Raw genomic sequence first — 21,230 nt, 5'->3', positions numbered from 1 at the left:
CTGCAAGACATCACAAATTACCGCGGCGGTCATTCAATGCCCATAGCGGCCACCGCCTGTGGAGCGGTTCAGCACAAACATTTTTTTGATTACCGGTCGCGGATCAGGTCCGACGACATGGTGATGCGCTGGTTGCCGCGACCGCCAACCAAAAAAATCTCTGCCCTATGTGCAGCACCTCGTTATGTGGACTCAAGTTCCGTGACCCTTGACGAGCGGGACTTTGAGGCCGGAGAACTACACATAACTGGAACGAGCTATTGTGATTCTTCCGTTCACTTGAATGGGAGATTCACATGCTCGAATTTCTCTTTTCCCGCGATTGGCCGCACTATGCTGCAAGCCCGCAAGGGCCGTTGGTCAGCAATTTTGCGGCTTGGATCGTCGAGCGCGGTTATACCCGCATTTGCGCACAGCGCCATGTACACCGGTTCCGTGAGGTTCTTGCCTATAACCATGTAGCGGCCGGCACCTGCCTGACGATTACTTCGACTGCGCTGTCACACTGGTTCGCACCGTGGTCGCACGAGACGTCATACCGTGCCACGCAGCGAGCGACAGTGCGGTTTTTATGTGATCGAGGTCTCTTCATTCCGGCAGCTAAACCGAGCCGGTTTGACCCGCTTATTTCGCAATACCGATCCCACCTCATTGATCTGCGCGGACTTGCTCCTGCAACAGTCGAACAACACCTGAGGACGGTTACTGGCTTCCTGTCGAGCGCCTGTTCGAAGCGCCGCCTTGCCAGCGTCACACCGAACGATGTTGAGCGCTTTGTTGAGCAGACCAGCAAGCGTCTTTGCCGCCAGACACTTCAGCATACGATTGCGCACTTGCGTGCCTTTCTGCGGTTCTGCGCCAATCAATGCTACACAAGGAATCGGCTCGATGTTATCGACACGCCGCGTACATATCGCGGAGAACTGCCACCGCGGGCGTTGGATTGGAGCACGGTAAGCAAGCTTCTGCATTCGATCGACCGTTCTAGCGTTGAGGGTTGCCGTGACCACGCGATTCTGTACCTGATGGCCTACTATGGGCTGCGCCCTTCAGAAGTCACCAGCTTGACGCTCGACTCGATAGACTGGGAGAACGATATCCTGCATGTGGACCCGCGCAAGACCCGGTCGGTATTAGTTATGCCGCTTAACGGCCGAACGCGACATGTACTCGAGCGCTATCTACGCCGCCGACCATCCCTGACGAGCACGCGCCGGTTATTCCTGAGAATGCGCTGCCCGGCCGGTCCGATCAAGGCGGCAACGATCGAACACATCTATACCAAGCGTGCACGACTCAGTGGCCTGCCCGTTCTTCAAACTAGTCCCTGCTGCCTAAGACATAGCTTCGCCATGCGCTTGCTCGAGCGAGGTGTCGGAGTATAGATGATCGGCGATCTGCTCGGTCACCATTCCCTCGAGAGCACGTGTGTCTATCTTCGCCTGCATGTGGAGGCGCTGCGCCAGGTTGCGCTACCGGTACCTAGATGTGGTCGCGTCTCAATGAAGGGGGCATCATGAAACACCAACTCGACACAACCGCACTTGATCCCGTCATCAGTCGATATCTTGCGCACCGCCGGACGCTAGGGCGTCAATACAGCAACCAGGAGCGTACCCTGATTTCGATGAGGGACTTCCTCGTCCGAACTGGTGAATCGGACCTGAACAACACGCTGTTCGAATCGTGGTGCAAGACCTTCGACTCCCTCATCTCGAACGTGCGCCGCGCCCGTCAGGTTGCCGTGCGCAATTTCTGCCTCTACCGGCAACGTACCGAGCCCCGGTGTTTCGTGCCGGACATCATCCGCTTTGCCCGCCGACAACCACATGCTACACCGATTATCCTGACTCCAGCGCAGGTTGGGCGGGTACTCGAGCTTGCCGGCACGCGTCAGGCCACGGCGACATCGCCACTAAGACCGTATGTCCTCCGCTTGGCGGTTGTCCTGTTGTACACCGCCGGGCTGAGGCGAAGGGAATTGCTACGATTAACGTTGGCCGATGTAGACGCGCACGCTGGAGTCCTGCACGTACGCGAATCCAAGTTTCACAAATCGAGGTGGGTTCCGCTTTCGGGGGGTGCCCGGCTGGAGCTGCGCCGCTACCTCATGCGCCGCCTCGCTCCCCCGCTCGACACTACGCCGTTGCCACCGTTACTGTGCAATATGCACCATGGTCTGCGAGGCTACACTGGAACAGGATTGCATGAAGGTATCGCGGGATTACTGCAAGACGCAGGCCTCCGGGATGCCGATGGACGGGTTCCTCGTATTCACGACTTTAGGCATTCCTTTGCAATTGAGGCCCTGATGCGATGGTATCGACAGGGCGCGGACGTCCAGTCCAACCTCCCAAAGCTCGCACTCTACATGGGTCACGTATCAATCGTATCGACGGCCTACTATTTGCGCTGGATTCCGGAACTCCAGGAGCTTGCGAGCAAGCGGTTCGCGAAACGGTTTGGCTATCTTGTTCAGGGAGAGCAATTATGAAACGGCATCCTTACTCCGATGAGCTCGGACGGAGTCTCGTCCGATTCTTCCAAGATTATCTGCCTACGTTGCGAGGGATGAGCCGGCACACGATCCATAGCTATCGCGACACGCTGGTGCTTCTGCTGCGATTTCTTAGCGAAGCGACACCGCGGGATTGAACGTCTGGATCTTGCGGCGATCAACGCTGAATCGGTCGGACAGTTCCTGACATCTCTTGAGCAAGACCGCCACAACGGCATTGCCACGCGTAATGCCCGGCTTGCCGCGATTCATACGTTCGCGCGGTTCCTGGCAACTGAAGGTCCTGAACATCTGGCGGCGGCGCAGGCAATCCTTGGCATTCCATTCAAACGCGGCGACGGTCAGCGCCGATCGAATATCTTGAGCAGGACGAGGTCGAGGCGCTGCTGAATGCGGTCGATCGGACAACAGTTCCCGGTCGGCGTGACTACGCGTTGTTCTCACTGATGTTCAATACCGGCGCGAGGGTGCAGGAGGTACCTGACCTTCGTTTATGCGACCTACGGTTACAACGGCCGTGCCAGGTAAGGCTCCAAGGCAAGGGAAACAAAGTCCGCGTCTGTCCGATCTGGCCACAGACTGCCAGGTTGTTGCAGCGCCTCGTCGAAGAACGGCCGTACGCGCTTGATGCAACCACAGCATTGTTTGTCAATAATCGCGGCGACAAGCTCACTCGTTTCGGGGTGTACTACCTGCTTCGCAGGCATCTTGCAACCGCCGAAGCGAACGTACCTACCCTCCGGGAGAAACGCATCCACCCTCATTCTCTGAGGCATACGACAGCGCTCTCCTTGCTAAAGTCAGGTGTAGACTTCCCAACGATTAGCCAGTGGCTTGGCCACGCGAGTCTCGATACAACGATGCGCTATGCGAAATCAGACATCGACATGAAGCGCCAGGCACTCCTTCAAGTGTTTACGGACATATTGACCAAAGTATCGTCCGACCGGGGAACATTCGGACGCTTGCCGATTATCGACTGGTTGAAGCGGCTCTGATACTTATGTGGAGTCCGCGTCATCGCGACCGGCCGTCACTATGCCTCGTCCGGCCGAACTCCACATAACGGAGCACTGCACATAGATCAAGGATGATGAGATCGAAGCGATCGAGCTTCGCAAGTGCGGACGGCAATTGCAGGCTTTGACGCGCAGCCTGCAACTTCTGGACGAGTTCGCTCGTGCGCGTGAACAGAACCCGGTAACCGGCGTCAATCAACGCATGGCCGATGGCCGATCCCAGATGACTCTTGCCGGCGCCAGACGAACCCGCTACACACTGCCCATCGTCATTGCGATGATGTGATCATCCGCTATCCGTTTCACCCTCGCTGCGGTGAACGGATAACCGTCATCGGGATGAACAATTACCGGGGCGAGTCGTATCTGACTATCAGGCAGCCCGATGGCACCCTGACGCATCTTCCGCCGTGGATGACAGGCGAGGATGCTGCCCGCATGTCTGTCGTCGTCCAGCCGGAATTGCCTCATGCGGTGCTGATTGAACTTCTGCGCCTGGTCGACACGGCGTTATCGTGCTTTGCGGCGGTAACACCTGAGGGAGGCAAAGATGCGCAACCAGATGACGAGGCAGAAGGATCTGTTCGAGGAAACCGTGCCGGAGGCGTTAGTATCAGAGGAGATTCAAGCCGAGCTGGTGACGCAACTGGCGCTGCTGATGTTCGCGTTGATCGACGTCATCGAAGCGGAGGCGCGTGATGAGCAAGATCGGCGCTGAACACCTTTCCCGTCGTGCATACGTGTACGTCCGTCAGTCAACGCTGGATCAGGTCCACCACAATCGCGAGAGCCAGTTGCGCCAATACGGGCTTGCCGATCGCGCACGCGGACTTGGCTGGCCAGATGCGACGGTTATCGATGACGACCTGGGTCGCTCCGGCTCTGGCAATCATCGTCCTGGGTTCGAGCGCCTGTTGGTGGCGCTCTGCAGCGGCGAAGTGGGTGCCGTATTCTGCATCGAAGCGTCGCGTCTCGTGCGCAATGGTCGTGACTGGCACACGCTTCTGGAATTCTGCCGTCTTGTAGGATGCCTGCTGATTGACGAAGATGGAATTTACGATCCGAGACAGCCTAACGATCGCCTCCTGTTAGGCATGAAGGGCACGCTTTCCGAGATGGAGCTTTCGACGTTTCGCCAACGCTCACAGGCGGCTCTTGATCAGAAAGCCAAACGCGGTGAACTGTTCACTTCGGTGCCAATCGGTTATGTGCGTGCACAAGGAAACCGTATCGAGAAGGATCCTGACGCCCGCGTTCGGGAAGCGCTCGATCTGGCGTTCCGGAAGTTTCGCGAGTTTGGTAGCGTCAGGCAGGTGCTTCTATGGATTCGACAGGAATGCATTGAGCTACCCGCGGTGAACTACGGCCCGGACGGGCGCCACATTGTATGGAAGCTTCCCGTCTATAACACCCTTCTGCACATCCTGACGAATCCGACGTATGGCGGCGCATACGCGTTTGGCAAGACCCGGACTATTGCTCGCATTGTGAACGGACGCAAGCGAGTGTTTGCGGGCAACCCCCTCCAGCGCGAGAAATGGCAGGCCTTGATCATCGAGCACCACGCGGGCTACATTAGCTGGGACGAGTATGAGGCGAATCGCAAATTGATTACCAATAACGCGAACATGAAGGGCAACATGGTCCGCGGCGCTGTCAAGCGCGGGAGCTCGCTTCTGGCGGGACTGCTTCGTTGCGGTCACTGCGGGCGCAAGCTGCACGTTGCGTATTCCGGCACCAAAGGCACCGTCGCGCGGTACAACTGTCAGGGCAGCATGATCAATCATGGTGGCCCTCGCTGCATTTCGTTTGGTGCGGTTCGTGTTGATCAACGCGTTACTGAAGAAGTTTTGCGCCAGCTTCAACCGTTAGGTATTCGTGCATCACTCGAGGCCATCGAGCGTGCGCGAACAGAGCAGGACGAACGCGTGCGGCACAAGGAGCTGGCGCTTGAACAGGCGCGATATGAAGCTGCGCGAGCACGTCGGCAATACGATGCGATTGATCCTGAGAACCGGCTGGTTGCGGCGGAACTTGAGCGACGGTGGAATGAAACGCTGAAGACGCAGGCGCAAATACAGACCGAGCTGGACCTCCTGCGCGAACAGTCATCGAGGGCGCTGAGTGTAGGCGCGCGTGATGAACTTCTGCGACTCGGTGAAGACCTGCCCCGGCTATGGCATCACCCGGCCAGTTCGGTCGAGATCAAGAAACGCATTCTTAGGACGGTCGTCAAGGAGATCGTTGCCACAAAGCAGGACGACACGATTCGTGCACTCGTGCATTGGCAAGGAGGCGATCACACCGAGATCGTGTTCGAGAAGAGCCACACAGGTGAGCATCGCTGGGCCACCGATGTCGCAACGATAGACATTGTTCGCGCGTTGGCGAGAACGTTGGCAGATCAAGGCGTAGCGGCGGTCATCAATCGACTGGGCAAACGGACGGCGAAGGGCCACACCTGGACCGCTGCGCGAATCTGCACGCTGCGGAAAGACCGTCGCATCCCTGCATATCGCGAGGGCGAACGGCAGGAGCGCCGCGAACTGACGGTTACAGAAGTAGCGACCCTGCTGGGTATCAGTGCGCCAACCGTCATCCGCCTGATTCGAGTCGGGAGGTTGCCGGCGTCACAGGCTTGTCTGGGCGCGCCATGGATCACCCAGCAGGTGGACGTCGACAATTATCTGGTGCGACGGGCTGCGGACCATCCGCAATCAGATAACTCAAATCAGTTATCCATTGATCTTCAATGACATAGGGAGGTGAGCATTATGTCTCGTGCACGGGCGGCCCGAACAGGAGAATTGTGGCGCCTTTCTCCAGCCAGGAATCCCCAGTTGCCAGCGCCGTAACATGTGCTTTCGAGACCATCGGCACCATACCGAAGTCGAAGGTGGCGAGCGTTTTGGTCGGATCCAGATGCGACTCAGCCCTGTGCCGCTCAATGCGTCGTTTGGCACGTTCGGCCAGTTCGTGCTCGAGCAGCGCGCCGAGCAGGCGCGCTGCCTGCCAGCCTTCCCTGTCTGAACGTTCGACGAACTCGGGCCACAACCTGCCGATTGTTGGCAAACGCAATCGTTGAGCATCAGGGCCATGCGGCCGTTGTCATTGGCGGGTGCGTTCATGCCGCCACCTTGTCGAGCAACGCGTCATAGACTGCGACGGGTGGCATGTGAACCACCACCTCGGGACACAAGGTCTGACGTGGCGCGAATTCGTCGCGCAACTGCTTGAGGTCGGGCAGTTCGTCTGCGTCGAACAACGTGTCGAGCCGCTCGGCGAGTACGGCCTCGACGCCGTGGAGGCCCGCGAGTTCAAGCAGGCCAACCATGATCTTGCAGGCCTGGCGTTGCGTCAGTTGTGCCTCCAGCCGCTCCCAGGTTCGACGGTAAGCCTCGCGAGGAAACAGCGCGTCACGAAACGCGAGTCCCTTGAACGCCTGAGGTTTGCGCCTGAGCGAGTCGATGAAGTGGCGGTAATCAAGTGCGTGACGGTTGTCGGCAGAACGGGAGCCTCGCGGCGTGCTGTGCACCAGTGCGCCAGACAGGTAGCAGTCGAGCCGGTCACCATAGATCCGCACCTTCAGCCGGTGGCCGATCAGGCGCGACGGCGCACTGTAGAGGATGCCGCGCACGGTAAATGTGCTGCAGCGGGTCACAAGTGCTTCGTCTTCGACGAAGTCAGTGGTGCGACGTTCAGGCAGATCCCGCAGTTGTTCGCGCTCAATGCGAAACGCAGCGGCGTTGCGCCGGTTTCGACGCATTACCACCTCACGTACGAATTCATCGTAGGCGGGCCGGTCAGCGAAGTCGCGATGGCCTCGAAGCATCAAGGCTTGGTCGACGGCTTCCTTCAGATACCGATGCGAGGATTCCACACTCCCGTTCTCGTGACCCAGACCGCGATTGTTACGCGTGCCCTCCATGCCGTAATGATCGAGCAGAGCTGCGTAACGCGTCGTGAAGTCCTCCTGCTTGGTCAGATTCCTGAAGGCGGCCGACAGGCTGTCAGTGCGATGTTCACGCGGGCAGCCTCCCGCCTGCCATAGCGCGTTCTGCAATCCGGTCGCGAGGGCTTCGAAACTCTCACCGCCCTCGACTACGTTTGCGTACTCCCAACGTGAGAACGCCAGCACGAAGTGATACAGCCGGTGACCAAACGGGGCGCCGCCGATCGTCACGCACAGCTTGCTCATATCGGTGAAGTCCGATAGTCCGCGCACGCCGGGCTGATGCTCCTGAGGGAAGAACACTTCTTGGGTAGGGCCCTCAAGAGCCCGCCACTGGCGAATACGCCGTTCTAGCGTACGTCGCATGCTATCGGGATAACGATCCGGGTGATCATCCTGCAGCTTGCGCAGGATTGTGATGCCCATCAGGTGGGGCGCGTTGCGCAGCAACGGCACGACTTCGCTATCCCAGACCTCGGTGAACGGATCGGGACGGGTCCGCCACGAATGTCGTGGCTTCTGGGATGGCAAGGTTGCATCACGTTCGATGCGGCGTGCCGTACGCACACTGATGCCGGTCTTGGCGGCCGCCACTTCCTGCGAATGATGTTTGCGCTTGTTCATGTAGAGCGAGGTAATCGGCGCGGTGGCCGCAAGGCGTTTGCAAGAAACATACGGTGAACGCTATTGCGGTAAGGTGGAATCCCGCGCGGGAGAAGACCGATTCGCCAATGGTGCGTTTCTGCCCGCTGTAGAGCGTGGTCCTGGGTCACGTCGGCGACATTGGTGAGACCGTGATGAACGGCCATCCCGTTTGAGAGAGTGAGTACAACGACGTACCCGAACCTGTGCGGCACACCTCGAACCGAAAGGACGATCATCATGGCAACGCGCACAAGAAGAACGCTAGATATAGCCTACCCGAACGCTGCGGGCATCGATATCGGCTCGGCAAGTCATTATGTGGCGGTGCCAGCTGATCGTGACGATGAACCTGTGCGCGAGTTCAAGAGTTTCACGTGTGAGTTGGATAACCTGGTCACTTGGCTCACGGCCTGCAACGTCGATATTGTCGCGATGGAGTCGACGGGCGTCTACTGGATACCCGTATACGAGTTGCTGGAATCGCGGGGTTTCACGGTCCATCTGGTCAATGCCCGGCATGTGAAGAACGTTTCGGGCCGGAAGAGCGATGTGCTCGACTGCCAATGGTTGCAGCAACTGATGAGTTACGGCTTGCTGTCCGGCGCGTTTCGCCCAACAGACGAAATTTGCGCCTTGCGGGCGGTGTCCCGACAACGCGATATGCTGCTGCGCTACCAGGCACGGCACGTCCAGCATATACAGAAAGCCTTATCGCAAATGAACGTTCAACTCGCCAATGTGATCTCTGACATCATGGGCGAGACGGGACAGAAGATCGTGCGCGCCATCATCGCCGGCGAACGCAATGCCACAACCTTGGCCAAGCTGAAGCACGCTCGAATCCGCGCCAGTGAAGAGGAAATCGTCAAGTCGTTGCAGGGCAATTGGCGCAGCGAGCATCTCTTCACACTAAAGCAGGCCATGTCGCTGTATGACGCATACGGCGTGGAATTAATGGCGTGTGACCAACAGCTTGAGGCCATGCTCGCCGTGCTGCAAAAGCACGCTGGAGCTCAGGATAAGCCCCAGCGTCCTTCTCGCGGGAAGAACGCTCCACGCTTCGATTTGCGTACATACCTGATCGGCCTGTGCGGTGTTGATCTGACACGTATCAACGGCATCGACACGGCAACCGCACTGAAGGTCATTTCCGAAACCGGCCCGGACCTCTCCCGCTTCAGGAGCGCCAAGCAATTCGTAGCATGGCTTGGTTTGTGTCCTGGAACGAAGATCTCGGGAGGCAAGATACTATCCAGCGCGAGCAAGCGGACTACCAACCGTGCTGCACAGGCCTTACGTCTCGCTGCGGCAGCACTACGCACGAGCCAGTCCGCACTGGGCGCCTACTACCGGCGTATGTGTGCCAGACTCGACCGGCCCAAAGCAATCACGGCAACCGCGCACAAGCTGGCGCGTCTCATTTATGCGATGTTGACCAAGGGCGGCGAGTATATCGATCAAGGACAAGACTACTACGAAGAACGTTACCGTCAACGTGTCATGCATCATCTTGCCCGTCGAGCAGAAAAACTGGGGTTCAAGCTCACCCCTGTTTCGGAGGCTGCATAAAACCACTCACAAAATCAAGACCTTGGGGTATGTTTCTTGAGAGACGAACCTGTTGGTCGGTGATGCGGGTTCCAGACATGAGCTGACCGCTTCTTATTTAAGCTTCGATCAGCCCATCCTAAAGCCCCGCCGACACAGCGCTGCCGGTGGTTCGTCGTCTCCGGCGGCTACGCCGCCTGCGACTCCTCACCACCGGCCAAAACAATCGTCAACGACCGGCCAAGGTAGTTTATATGAACGCCCCCGATGCGCCAGGTTTTCTTGCGCTTTGCATCGACAGGATAGGTTGCAGCTTTATATGCGGCCTCATTGCAGCCTCATACGCTGCGGGCCTCGATGAAATCCGCTGACTCGCTCCTCATTTGTCGCACGAGCTACGCGCTCAAATTATCTTTCAGGCTTAGCGAGTTCAGGTCCGACCTGTCTTGTCATCACGCTCGATTGCCAACGCAACCTTTCGACGTCATCCTGCAAGCTTCAATCTTCCATATGGTTCAACTGATCAAGCCGGTTGTGCACTGACGTGCCCCTGGTTGTATGGCGTGCCATGTGCGAGAACCGCCCAGATTGTTCGGGCCATCTTGTTGGCAAGTGCTACAGTCACCACGTTGGATGGTCGCCGTTTCTGCAACTGCTCAGCCCACGACCCGGCGTGCTTGCCGTGGAAGAGCACGCTGCGTGCTCCGTGGATCAGTAACGTCCGCACATACGTGTCGCCGCGCCGGCTGATACCCAATAGCTGGATCTTCCCGCCAGTGCCGATCTGCTTTGGTACGAGACCGAGCCACGCGGCAAACTCCCGTCCGGACCTGAACGCCTTGGCGTCACCCATCGTGGCGACAGTGGCCGTCGCCGTCAGCAGGCCAACGCCGGGGATCGCGGCAATCGCCTTGCATGCCTTGTCCTCTTTCATCCATGTGTGCAAACTTCGCTCAATGTCAGCGATCTGTTTGTCGAGTCGATCAAGGTCATTCCAAAGTTCGCGTAACGAGTCGATCAGCATCGCCGGTAGACGCTCGGCCAGCCTCGCCAGCACCCCGGGAATCGCTTTATCCAGCGCGGCGCGACTCTTGGCCATCACCTCACCGTACTCTGCCACCAAGCCTCGCAGACTGTTCATCTGCATCGTGCGGAACTTGATCTTTTGTTGCCGCAACCGATGCAGCGCCAATACAGCCTGCTGGGCTTCGGTCTTCACAGCGACGGGCTTGCTCGGCATCTGCGTGGCCATCCAGATCGCACGAGCATCTGCAGGATCGTTCTTGTTGCCGATATTGAAAGCCTTGACGAACTTCGCCGGCATCAGCTTGACCTGATGGCCCATCTCCATCAATCGCCGTGCCCAATGCTGGGCACCGCCGCAGGCCTCCATTCCGATGAGGCAAGGCTCGCGATTCGCAAAATGCTCGAGGAATGCGGCGCGCTTCAGTTGCTTGTTCACAATCTCGCCTGTGCCGGCATCCACCCAGTGAAGCTGGAAGACGTTCTTCGCGATGTCCACCCCGACCGTCGTATACTTCATTTCGGACCCTCCGGTTAGCCTGTGAAGACCTCAATGATCTTCCATTTGGGCACTTTGATGCCGTCGGCCCGTGAGGGTCCGCCTCTTCGGCGTCACCCACCTGGTAGGTGGGAGCGTTCATTCCATTTGTCGCCGCCCAGGCAACCATTCGCTTCTTGCGCATTCTCAATCCCGCTTCCTCAGCAGTGTCCCTTGCGGTTCACCTGCCAGCATCCCATTGAATCACATTAAATCGGGCGTTGGCGAAGAATCGGGGTTCCCGCGTTCCCGTCTCTACCGACCCGAATACTCCCGGGCCTATCCGTTTAGCACCTGCCTATCCCCGACGGCGCTTCGACGACGTGCATCCATAACAAAGAGATGCAACCGGCCGTTCACCATTTTGGTCAGAGCCTTTCAGCAGCTTTGGCCCAATCGTCATAACGAGGGTTACAACAGTTCACCTATGTTGCGCATGCGGAACTTGCCTGGCCCCCACGCCGCACGGCTGCTGGCAGTGTCGACTCATCTCCGGTCGCCCGGTGAGTCGCCCATAAGGAGGGTACGTTGTCCCCGAAGCTTCGAACCCGACCGTTACCGGTCGCGCATGTTCAGGTAGATCCTATGTACGGTAAGGCGGCGGCGACCGGGGGGCCATATCGGTAAAATCTAGCGTGTCGTGGAGTTCCTCACAGGAGGGCGTCATGCATACACAGGAAACGCAAGGCAACGTAACAGAAGTAGTGCTGGCTGGCCGTATCGCTTGAACTGGCGGCGGCAAAGTGGAAAGTCGCGCTGCATGACGGGCATCGAGAAAGCCCGTCGATTCACACGGTGGCACAAGCCGACCCTGCCGCCCGTCTGCAGGCCGTGCTTACGCTGATTGCCACCCAGAAACAGGCATGGGCACTGCCCGACAACACGCGCATCGTCGTGAGCTACGAAGCCGGCCAGGATGCATTCTGGATCTTCAGGGCTCTGCAGGCTCGCGGCATCGAATGTTACGTCGTCGATCCCGCGAGCATTCCAGTCCAACGCCAAAAGCGCCGCGCAAAGACCGACCGGCTTGACGTGACGAAGCTGGTCATCAACTTGCGGGCCTGGCTCGGCGGCGAACGCGACCAAATACGCGCGGTGCACGTCCCCTCTGCGCAAGACGAAGCTTCGCGCCACCTGATGCGTGATCGCGGCCAACTGCAGAAGGAAGTGCTGCAACGCCGTGACCGCATGCGCAAGCTGCTGGCCACAGTCGGCTGCTGGGAGAATGTCATCAGCCGTAAATTCGCCACCCGCCTCGCATGCCGTGAAGTGTGTTGTCACGATGGTGCCCCGCTGCCCGACGAACTCCACGAACGCCTGCTGCGCGAGTGCGAGCGGCTGGCGCTGGTCGAGAAGCAGGCGGCCGCCCTGGAAAAGGCCTACCACCTCCACCTTCCCGAACGTGCGCGCGAGCGTATTGATCATCTCACACGCCGCCAGGTGGGTACGGGCCCGGTCCCGCAACCCTATGACAGCGGCGAGACCCAGATAGATCAGGGGATCAGCAAACAGGGCAACCGGCGCGTGCGCGCCTTACTGATTGAAACGGCATGACATGGATACGGTATCAGCCCGGCAGCCTGCTCACCCGCTGGTTCAACGAGCGCACGAAGGGCACTGGCCCCAACCGACGCGCTCGACGTATTGCTATCGTCGCGGTGGCGCGACGCCTGGTCATCGCGCTATGGCGCTACCTCAAGGACGGTGTGATTCCCGAAGGCGCTGAACTCAAAATGCGATAAGGATACCTATCAGATCAGGTAGCGCAGCAACGGATCAAATGAAACAGATACTCGCCGGTCTGAATGGAATATGCCCGAGCAGTTGCCGGGTTGCTCAATAGCAACCGAACGATATAGATGGGGCATACTCCTGGTGAACCTTCCAGCGTAACGCGCATAGGATGCGGCCGGCTGTCCGCCGGCGGATAGAAGGCGGTGAGACGTGAAGGTCTCACGTGCGCAACGCGCTTCAGACACTTGCGAGATAGTTTCGTCCCCCAACGCGCCTGCATGACGAGGACCTAAGATGGTAGAAAATGTACTGATCCCTTGAAGAGACCAGGAACCAAAAAAGCCTTGACTATTTTCTCCTGGGTGGCAAATCTCTTCTCTGCCTTGTCACATTCAACCACCTGAACCTTCCACTCTTGAAGGTGCGCCGCAGTAACGGGGCTGCGGTGATTCACCCCGCATTTGTGAAGTCACACAATGCCGAAAACTAAGAAGGCACTGCAGGGCGTCGTTACGGTGCTCGAACGCTTGCATTACGCGGTGGATGTGCCCGTGCGCTCCACGGCAATCTGAAGATTTCTCGCCGCAGCCGCAAGAGAAGGCTTTGTCAACTTGAGACAGACAATTCGATCTATGTAGAGAAAGTACGGATTCGCTGTTAATGTGCCTGTGAGCCGTTTTTCACGTCCGCCTAGTCCTGTTGTCCGAGCAGACGCCTTCAGCGCACGAAACGCCGCGTCGATCGGACCACCGGGCACGAACGTCTACCAGACCACCGCGCTGCGACGTTTAATTCCTGTACCAAGCCCTTCACTAGGCTTACGTGCCTAGTTGCAGCGTAGGCAAACAAGCAATCGAGCGGATAAGCAAGTTCCAACACCTCTTGGCCATGCAATACCTCTCTCCGTCCGCTGCCGACGGGCCTACGGTACGGGGTGAACGTTCAAATGGGACATCAACGCCTGCATCGTTTCCGCTGCCGCCACTTCGTGCGAGCCGTCGGTGGAAACCACGGTCACGTCGGCCAGAGCATAAAGTGGGTAGCGGTCGTCGATCAATCTACGCAGAGCGTCATCCGGATCGGGCGTTTGCAGCAGCGGCCGGTTGGCTCGCGAACGCACGCGGCGGACCAATACGTCGAAGTCGGCTTTCAGCCAGATCGACAATCCCTTCTCCGCAATCCGCGCGCGGGTTTCGGCACTCATGAAAGCGCCACCGCCCGTCGCCACCACTCGCGGCCCCTCGGCAAAGAGCCGTGCGAGCACCCGCTGCTCAATGTGACGAAAATAGGGCTCGCCATGCTGGGCAAAGATTTCCGGGATTGTCATGCAGTACGCCGCTTCGATTTCGGCATCGGCGTCGACAAAATCGAGCCCGAGCCGCCTGGCAAGCGGTCGGCCGACCGACGTCTTGCCCGAGCCCATCATGCCGATGAGCACAATGCAGCGCCCACCTAGAGCGGCGAGAAGAGCTGCTTCCGGCTGAGAATTGAGAGGCATGGTCACGACAACCTGATAACCCGGCGGCGGGGCAGAAGAAATTGAGTCATGGCGGACGTTGTTCGAAATTCTGCTATGGCGGCTCTGCCTTTCTGGAGGGAATCGCAAGGAGGATACCATTTCCTATATCGTTATTTTCAGTGGCATGTTGGAAACCCGTAAAGAGAGAAGCGTTGATGTTCCGCGGCGCACTCGCGTTGGGCTGTCTCGATTTCTCTGCATCCCTGGTTGACGCCGATTTGCGCGGAACTCCATTCGAAAGTGGCGTAGCTGGCCAAGGCTCGAGGTGGGCAGACGGGTGATGGCGGACCGGTCTAATACCATCTCGAAATGGAGTCTGGAAGGCTCGGGGCGCGATTCGACGTCATATTCCGATGGCTCAGGAAACCAGCGCGCGCATGACGACGGCCAGTGAGGATAGCGCCGCGATGGACAGCAAGATCGGCTGCCGCAACCTTGGCCACTCAAGCCGGCCGCGAGTAGAGCGAGATGCGTCGCGCTCGCGAAAGCCCTGCATCTGGCGTTCGCGCCTGCTCGTGGGCTGATGGTAAGCGGCCGGGCAACTCATCTTGAAGTCCGGTAAAGCACTCGGGACTATCGTGTCCGCCTAAACGTTACCGGCGCCCCATTTTTTGCGCCGCTCACCATGGTATGGTGGCCTGCGGACATTGCGGGCGCGTCGACCTTTGATCATCACGTGCTCCTTGCGGGCCAGGCGAACCGTACTGCCCTGGAACTTCACCGAGCCGCAGGCCTAGGCGAGGCCCGAGCTGGAATCTAGCCGTGCTTTAGATAGAGCCCGTAGCGCGATGGCGAGACGCCGCGCCAACGCGACGACGCCCACCCGTCGCATGCGCTTGCCGTTGCCGGCAAAGCGCCGGTTATACGGTTGCACCACTGGGTCAGAAGGCTGTCGGGCTGCAGGCGCAGCCAAGGCCACGCCAGTTCGACGAGCATCGTACGCGCTCGCGGGGTTGCCGGCCTCGCTGATGCCCTGTTCGATATCCCTGTCCCCGCTGCGGTACGGCGTGGCTGTGAGGCAGAGCCTCCCGGCCACCTCGCGTCGGTTGGCGAAACGTCGCCAGCCAAACACTTCCTTGAACAGCACCCAAGCGCCATTGGGACGATCGACGAATGCACTGTTCGATTACGGCGATCCCGAAATGGCCTGAATACGCCGGTCGGTGATCGAAAGCACATAGCGAAACAGCAAATGACGATCAGGGGCGGTGGTGGGTTTCTGTTGCAGTAAGGCGGTCTGTTATGCTCAAAGATTGAGGAAGAAGGCTCGATAGGGTCTGTTTCATGGGCCGGCTTGTGCCAACACTCATATACCGATGGCGCGCCTGAACTCACGCGCGGCCGCTTTCGCGCGCGTGCTGGCATCCGGTGCGTCGGGGAGGGCGGCACACCAGGCCGCGATAGCATCGTCGGCGAGCGATTCCCACTTGCTCACCCAGGCCGTCAGCACGGTGCGGTTGCTTTCCTGCTCGAGCGCCATGCGAACGAGCTCGGCGGCCCAATGCCGATGCCGCTGGGCGTCGATCAGCTGCGCATCGGTGATGAGGCCGAGCAGCGTATCGCCGTTGTGTCGCGCCGCCACGCCGAGGCTTCGCAAGACCGTCTCTTCCACGGCCGGACGCGCGACGAGGTTCAGCGCGACGAAGCTCTCCGCCCAGTCCCATGCGGTAAGCGCGTGCTCGACTAGTTTGCGCCAGCCCTGCCATGCCGGATCATTTTCCCAGTAGTGCCGCTCGGCGGTGCCGAAGCCGAGGTCGTCGAACGCCTGCGACAGCTCCCTGGTGCGATACGCCGTGTGCGTGAGCCAGCGCAGCGAGTCCGCTGTCTGGTAAGCGGCGCAGTTCGAGATCGTGGAGGCGGGCGCCATCTGGGTCAGGTAAGCCGAGCTCATTTGCAGTGCATGGAACAGGAAGCGCGCGGGCGTGTAGTGGCGCGCGAGCGTACCCGCCCAGGTCCGTGCGAGCATGGTATCGTGCCCGCGTGCGGAGAAGTGGTCCAGCAGCCCGAAGACATACGTTTCCTGCCCGTCCTGGAGCAGGTTGTAGGTGCGGTAGACGAGTTCGTCCGGATCGCGGAACGCATTCCAGTCCGGATGAGTCAGCGGCGATGCATTTCGGTTTCGCTTGAACCATTGCGCCATTTCGAAGTTCGGGTCCAGCTCGAACGGCGCATCGGGATTGTCGGTCGTGTAGTGCAGATTGGTCGAGACGATCTCGTACTCGCTTGGCTTACGCCGTCGGGCCGCCAGATGGCTCCAAGTTTTCAGTGGCTTGAGGACTACGGGTTGCGTCATGTTCGTCTCCAGCTAAAGTGTCTTTTCGTAGTAAAAGCGCACATAGTCGTCGGTCGTCTCGATGCGGCCCGCAAACGCGCTGAGATTGACTTCGAGCTCGGACATCCTGAACGGCCGGCCCAGCGTTTCCTGGAGCGTCGCGCGGCGCAGGATCAGTTCGCCGTCCGAGTCGATGCGCACATAGGCGAGCTTGTCGTCCACGCGAATTGTCCTGCCGGGGTTGTCCACATGTGCGGCTTCGATGACGCCGGCTGTAATGCTGCTCGCGCGAAGCACGGGACCCACGCGGTTGTTGCGGTACGCTTCGGCGGTGTTGTCGATGGTCACGTTATGTTCCCCTGCGGACTCAGGAATGGGCAAAGAATGGTTCGACGGCAATCAGAACATCGTCGCCTTCGAGTCTCACGGCGTATTCGGCGAGACGGCAGTCACCCGGATTGATGCCTTTGCCGGTGCTTGCGTCAAAGGTCCACTGATGCGCGCGGCACATCAGTACGCGGCCCTCGAATTTTCCTTCGACGAGCGGAATGTCCTGGTGCGGGCAAATGCCCTGAAAGGCGCGCGGCTCGCCGCCTTCGGGACGTACCAGCACGATCACGTGGCCATCCACTTCCACTTCGGTCATCTCGCCTTCCCACAGGTCGTCGAGGGTGCAAGCTTTCTGGAACGACATGCTGGCCTCAGTCGTCGCAAAAGATGAATTCGAGCGTTTCCATCGGCTTGATATCGGTCTCGGCGAGTTTCGCGTCGCGCGGATAGAATTGCTCACCGTCTTGGCGGCGCACGCGGATCACCTTGTCCGGTCGAGGCGCTACTCGCCGGCCCACCGAATGGTGAGCCGCTGCGGCAGCGACCTCGTCCATCGAATTGTCCGTATCCACGGCCACGAGCTGCAATACGAAGTCGTACTGAAAATTGGAAATCACAGGAAAAAGAGCCATGTCGTCCTCCATTGATTCGCCGCTTCACGGCGTTTTTTCGTAACGCTTGTCGCGGTACGTTTCGACCCACGCGTAGTGGTGCGCGTCGTCGCCGATTTCGCCCGGTGCGAGCCCCATGTACTTCAACGCGCCCGTCAGGTCAGGCGGCTGGATCTGCCCGGCCAAGAAGCGATCGACGAGCGTGAGGTGATCGCGGTAGCGAACGGGGTCCTGCTGGAACACCCAGCGATCGATTTCCGAGTTGAAGTGATATGTGCGGCCGTTGTAGACGAGTGGATAGTCCTTCACATTCCAGCCATTGCCAGGGATCGCGCAAATGGGCAGCTGGCTCATGTTGCAGATGATCGGCAGCGCCTCCGGAACAGTGAGTTCGGGCTTGCCGTCGAGCAGGTTATCGATGATGACGTCCCACGCCTTGCCGAACGTGTCGTTCCAGCCGGGATATTTTTCTTCGAGCCAGTCGCGGCACTCGGGCGTCATGCCGGCAGCAGGATTCCACCAGACAGTGGACCGCCAGAACCAGATACTCAATTGATAGGCGTGGTGCTGGTAGTCGACCTCGTTGATCATCTGCGCCCAGTACCACGGCAGGTCGAGTCCGAGGTCGATTAGCGTGCGTTCAAACTGGCCTACGATCCACTCCCGCATGAATTCCTTGAACGACTGCTTGCGGTGCACGGGCGGCGTGGCGTAATCCATCGACGAGCCCGTGAGCAGGCAGAACAGACGCCAAGCGCGCGCGATGGCAATGTCAACGAGCTTTTGGGCCTGCTCTTTGCGGCCGTTGGCGATCAGAATCTGCAATGCGGGGCCGCCGATTTGCGCATGGCGCGACTCGTCAGTCTGAATGCTGGAGATCAGGCTTGCAAAGGTGAAGTCGCCCGCTTCGGCAGCATCGGCCGCGAGGCCGAGAAACTGTATGTTGGTAAAACCCGTTTCGAACGCGAAGGTGAGCATGACCGCGATTTCGATTGCACTGCGCGACATGAACAGATCATCGAACGCGCTGCGCGCGGCAATCGCACCCCACTCGTTAGTGTGGCACGCCTTGTGAGCCCAATCGAACTGGCGATCCTTGGGACAGTAGTCGTGAGGAAAGTAGAGCTGCAACTGGCCATGACGGTTCTCGTCGAGCATGCCGAAGGTGGCCATGTTGCGCATGCCGGGCGCACGGCCGAAACGTGCCATTCTGGCCTCCGCGCTCATCGCCGCATATTCCCCGAGCGCAATTGCACCGTAGTGCGCCTTCAGAATGGACAGCCAGCCCGGATCGGCGTCCTCGAACATGCGGCTGCGCTCAAGCGCGCCCTTCACGGAGTAGGCGCCGGCGTCTTTCTCGCGCTGCACGCGCACATACTCGGGATATGAAGTCTTGTATGGCTCGTCGTAGGTTTCCCAGCTCACCATGGGAATGCCTTGTGCCCCAGACATGAGATCGGGAAAAAGCTCCGACTCCGCCACGTAGCTTGAAGTCCAGTTGGTGGCACGTGCAATGTCATACCATGCCGCTCGTTCCAGTAACGCCATCGTGATGTCTCCCTGCTGGAATGTACAATGTGTCGCCCGGCACGATATGCACTGCGCCGGGCCACCCTTGAACGCAAGGTCAATGCCAATGCGCGGTGTTTCTTTCTTGGCGGCTGCGGCGAAAAATCTATGAATCGAGGCGAAGCGAACGTGGAACACAAGATTGCGCAGGCTTGGCGAGTAGGACGCGCAGCGCCCCACGCACAGCAGGGCCGCATCCGCTGGGTAATGACAGCGTTTGAACACAGTAGCGACGCTCGGGGGCAGTATCTTCTTCGGTTTCGCTGCTGTTTCATCGTCAAATGCGGGTGTGAATCTTACCGCAGCGCCTTACTGTTACACGAGCTTCGAGATGGTAAACATGATAGTTTTCGCTGTTTCACGAAATGAGTGACTTCGGCCGTAAAGGCCGTTAATCGTTTCGCCGAGCGCGGCCCCACGCTGCCCGCCAAGTGCTCAATGAGCATCGAGTTCATATGCGTTGGGCGGAGCTAGGCAGCTTGCAGCATAAGCTAAATCCGTCTCCTTAACTCGCCTTGTCACAGCAAGTGCAGTGTTGCATATCCGACATTGTCGGATATGCAACATTTCCCCGGCGCACGAACGTGATACTTAGAACCTCTAACAAGTGCGACGCGTGTCGCCGTCCGCCGGACGTAAATCGGCAACGTAGTGGGTGGCAAAGCTCTTCTCTGCCTTGTCACATTCAACCACCTGAACATCGGAGAGTGAAGACGTGACCTGCTGTACGACCAGCAGTTGCCTTCTATGAGGAGAAAATAGTCAAGGGGAATCTCTGCAAAAGGTCCTGGCATTGCCGTGAGGGTTGACTATCCTGGAAGCAGGATAGTTAAAGGAGTGGCGTGATGACACAGCTTGGCCTTGGTCTGGATCTGTCAACGTAGCGCACGCGCAAGCGCGAGTTTCTCGATGAGATGACGCGCGTGGTGCCGTGGCAGAAACTGATCGCGCTCATCGAGCCACACTATCCCAAAGGCAAGACTGGGCGCCCGCCGTTTCCGATCCAGACGATGCTGCGCATTCACTTCCTGCAACAGTGGTTCAGTCTCTCGGACCCGGCGATGGAGGAGGCGTTACACGACATCCCGCTGTATCGGGAGTTCGCGCTGCTGGGCACGGGCATGACACGTCTGCCAGACGAAAGCACGATCCTGCGATTCCGCCATTTGCTTGAGGCCCATGAACTGTCAACCAGAATACTGGCGACGGTCAACGAGATCCTGCAGGCGAAAGGCCTGATGCTCAAGGCGGGCTCAGCAGTCGATGCAACATTGATTTCGGCACCCAATTCGACGAAGAAGCCCGGCACGCGAGACCCGGAGATGCGTCAGACGCAAAAAGGTGGCAGCTGGTACTTCGGCATGAAGGCGCATATCGGAGTCGATGTGGAGTCGGGGCTGGTGCATACCGTGAAGTGCACGCCGGCGAACGTTCATGACATCACGGTGGCACATGAACTGTTGCATGGCAAAGAGAAGGTTGCGTTTGCCGATGCGGGCTATGTGGGCATTGAGAAGCGAGGCGAAACGGGGGCGGTCCAATGGTACGTCGCGATGAGACCGAGCAAGCGAAACAAGCTGGACAAGAGAAAGCGGCTGGACAGTATCTACAACAAGATCGAGCGGCTCAAGGCGGGCGTGAGAGCGAAGGTGGAGCACCCGTTTCGCGTACTGGAATGCCAGTTTGGATATCTGAAGGCGAGATATCGGGGGCTGGCCAAGAATACAGCGCACATCGAAACGCAGTTCGCCCTGGCCAATCTGTGGATGGCGCGCAAGATGCTGTGAAGCGGTGGAACGAAGCGCGAAAATGCGCCGTCTGAGCATGACGCCGGTCAGCAAAGATGCGAGTGGTAGCGACTCAGCGCCGTGCGAATGACGGCGCGATATTCACCCCAGATGCTCGGATAGAAGTGCAACGGAAAAAGTGGGTTATTCAGACCTTCCAAGGCT

The 21,230-nt window shown here is 58.8% G+C and carries 16 protein-coding genes and 5 pseudogenes; 9 read left to right on the top strand and 12 right to left on the bottom strand.

All coding sequences use genetic code 11. From position 1 onward, the window contains the following. Window positions 1-296: 296 nt before the first annotated feature. From QEN71_RS40125 to QEN71_RS44710, 3 genes are all read left to right on the top strand, one after another. Window positions 297-1,385, top strand: coding sequence for a tyrosine-type recombinase/integrase (locus tag QEN71_RS40125; protein WP_201661830.1), 1,089 nt, complete (start codon window positions 297-299; stop codon window positions 1,383-1,385). Between the two features lie 131 nt (window positions 1,386-1,516). Next, on the top strand, window positions 1,517-2,494 hold the full coding sequence (locus tag QEN71_RS40120; RefSeq protein ID WP_290468296.1) for a tyrosine-type recombinase/integrase: 978 nt from the start codon (window positions 1,517-1,519) through the stop codon (window positions 2,492-2,494). Continuing rightward, window positions 2,491-2,655 (top strand): site-specific integrase, encoded by a 165-nt coding sequence (locus QEN71_RS44710; RefSeq protein ID WP_322791194.1) that lies wholly within the window; start codon window positions 2,491-2,493, stop codon window positions 2,653-2,655. Before QEN71_RS40120 ends, QEN71_RS44710 begins: the two co-directional genes overlap by 4 nt. Here the strand turns inward: QEN71_RS44710 and QEN71_RS40110 are convergent. Next, on the bottom strand, window positions 2,630-2,926 hold the full coding sequence (locus tag QEN71_RS40110; protein WP_290468295.1) for a hypothetical protein: 297 nt from the start codon (window positions 2,924-2,926) through the stop codon (window positions 2,630-2,632). The two genes, QEN71_RS44710 and QEN71_RS40110, sit on opposite strands and share 26 nt — an antisense overlap. On the opposite strand from QEN71_RS40110, the gene QEN71_RS40105 reads away from it, so the two are divergent. Then, complete coding sequence (locus QEN71_RS40105; protein ID WP_322791196.1) at window positions 2,842-3,516, top strand: tyrosine-type recombinase/integrase; 675 nt, start codon at window positions 2,842-2,844, stop codon at window positions 3,514-3,516. The two genes, QEN71_RS40110 and QEN71_RS40105, sit on opposite strands and share 85 nt — an antisense overlap. Before the next feature lie 85 nt (window positions 3,517-3,601). Here QEN71_RS40105 and QEN71_RS40100 read toward each other — a convergent pair. Further along, window positions 3,602-3,787 (bottom strand): annotated as a pseudogene (locus tag QEN71_RS40100) (ATP-binding protein); the annotation flags it as partial. Window positions 3,788-4,087: 300 nt separating this feature from the next. Here QEN71_RS40100 and QEN71_RS40095 point away from each other — a divergent pair. Further along, entirely contained in the window at window positions 4,088-4,255 is a 168-nt protein-coding gene (locus QEN71_RS40095; RefSeq protein WP_201662478.1) for a hypothetical protein, read from the top strand. Continuing rightward, window positions 4,236-6,293 (top strand): recombinase family protein, encoded by a 2,058-nt coding sequence (locus tag QEN71_RS40090; protein ID WP_290468294.1) that lies wholly within the window; start codon window positions 4,236-4,238, stop codon window positions 6,291-6,293. The genes QEN71_RS40095 and QEN71_RS40090 overlap by 20 nt, the downstream gene beginning before the upstream one ends. Before the next feature lie 31 nt (window positions 6,294-6,324). Here QEN71_RS40090 and QEN71_RS40085 read toward each other — a convergent pair. Both QEN71_RS40085 and istA read right to left on the bottom strand, forming a co-directional pair. Beyond that, a pseudogene (locus tag QEN71_RS40085) lies at window positions 6,325-6,665 on the bottom strand (ATP-binding protein); the annotation flags it as partial. Then, complete coding sequence (istA, locus tag QEN71_RS40080) at window positions 6,662-8,113, bottom strand: IS21 family transposase (protein WP_201662984.1); 1,452 nt, start codon at window positions 8,111-8,113, stop codon at window positions 6,662-6,664. The gene istA and the pseudogene QEN71_RS40085, both read right to left, overlap by 4 nt. A 258-nt stretch (window positions 8,114-8,371) precedes the next feature. Here istA and QEN71_RS40075 point away from each other — a divergent pair, with 258 nt between their 5' ends. After that, window positions 8,372-9,703 (top strand): IS110 family RNA-guided transposase, encoded by a 1,332-nt coding sequence (locus QEN71_RS40075; RefSeq protein ID WP_201663004.1) that lies wholly within the window; start codon window positions 8,372-8,374, stop codon window positions 9,701-9,703. Window positions 9,704-10,205: 502 nt separating this feature from the next. Here the strand turns inward: QEN71_RS40075 and QEN71_RS40070 are convergent. Next, the gene (locus tag QEN71_RS40070) at window positions 10,206-11,225 is read right to left on the bottom strand and encodes an IS110 family RNA-guided transposase (protein WP_290468293.1); all 1,020 of its coding nucleotides are present in this window, start codon (window positions 11,223-11,225) and stop codon (window positions 10,206-10,208) included. Window positions 11,226-11,954: 729 nt separating this feature from the next. Here QEN71_RS40070 and QEN71_RS40065 point away from each other — a divergent pair. Further along, window positions 11,955-12,985: pseudogene (locus tag QEN71_RS40065) on the top strand (IS110 family transposase). Between the two features lie 914 nt (window positions 12,986-13,899). Here QEN71_RS40065 and QEN71_RS40060 read toward each other — a convergent pair. The 7 genes and pseudogenes from QEN71_RS40060 to QEN71_RS40035 form a co-directional block, all read right to left on the bottom strand. Next, window positions 13,900-14,475, bottom strand: a complete 576-nt coding sequence (locus QEN71_RS40060; protein WP_201662719.1) for a shikimate kinase — start codon at window positions 14,473-14,475, stop codon at window positions 13,900-13,902. Window positions 14,476-15,252: 777 nt separating this feature from the next. Next, window positions 15,253-15,592 (bottom strand): annotated as a pseudogene (locus QEN71_RS44995) (transposase); the annotation flags it as partial. A 210-nt stretch (window positions 15,593-15,802) separates the two neighbouring features. Continuing rightward, the gene (locus QEN71_RS40055) at window positions 15,803-16,789 is read right to left on the bottom strand and encodes an aromatic/alkene monooxygenase hydroxylase subunit beta (RefSeq protein WP_201662716.1); all 987 of its coding nucleotides are present in this window, start codon (window positions 16,787-16,789) and stop codon (window positions 15,803-15,805) included. 12 nt (window positions 16,790-16,801) lie between these two features. Beyond that, on the bottom strand, window positions 16,802-17,116 hold the full coding sequence (locus QEN71_RS40050) for an MmoB/DmpM family protein (RefSeq protein ID WP_201662713.1): 315 nt from the start codon (window positions 17,114-17,116) through the stop codon (window positions 16,802-16,804). Between the two features lie 19 nt (window positions 17,117-17,135). Continuing rightward, complete coding sequence (locus QEN71_RS40045) at window positions 17,136-17,462, bottom strand: Rieske 2Fe-2S domain-containing protein (RefSeq protein WP_201662711.1); 327 nt, start codon at window positions 17,460-17,462, stop codon at window positions 17,136-17,138. A 7-nt stretch (window positions 17,463-17,469) separates the two neighbouring features. Next, on the bottom strand, window positions 17,470-17,730 hold the full coding sequence (locus QEN71_RS40040) for a toluene-4-monooxygenase system B family protein (RefSeq protein ID WP_015004451.1): 261 nt from the start codon (window positions 17,728-17,730) through the stop codon (window positions 17,470-17,472). Between the two features lie 24 nt (window positions 17,731-17,754). Next, a complete protein-coding gene (locus tag QEN71_RS40035; protein ID WP_201662721.1) occupies window positions 17,755-19,257 on the bottom strand; it encodes a ferritin family protein in 1,503 nt (500 codons plus the stop codon). 866 nt (window positions 19,258-20,123) lie between these two features. Here QEN71_RS40035 and QEN71_RS40030 point away from each other — a divergent pair. Next, window positions 20,124-21,065, top strand: a pseudogene (locus tag QEN71_RS40030) (IS5 family transposase). Window positions 21,066-21,230: the final 165 nt, after the last annotated feature.

It is taken from the genome of Paraburkholderia sabiae (assembly GCF_030412785.1).
GTDB lineage: Bacteria > Pseudomonadota > Gammaproteobacteria > Burkholderiales > Burkholderiaceae > Paraburkholderia > Paraburkholderia sabiae.
Note: the sequence above shows the minus strand (reverse complement) of the source record. Positions and strands in the feature narration are given on the sequence as shown.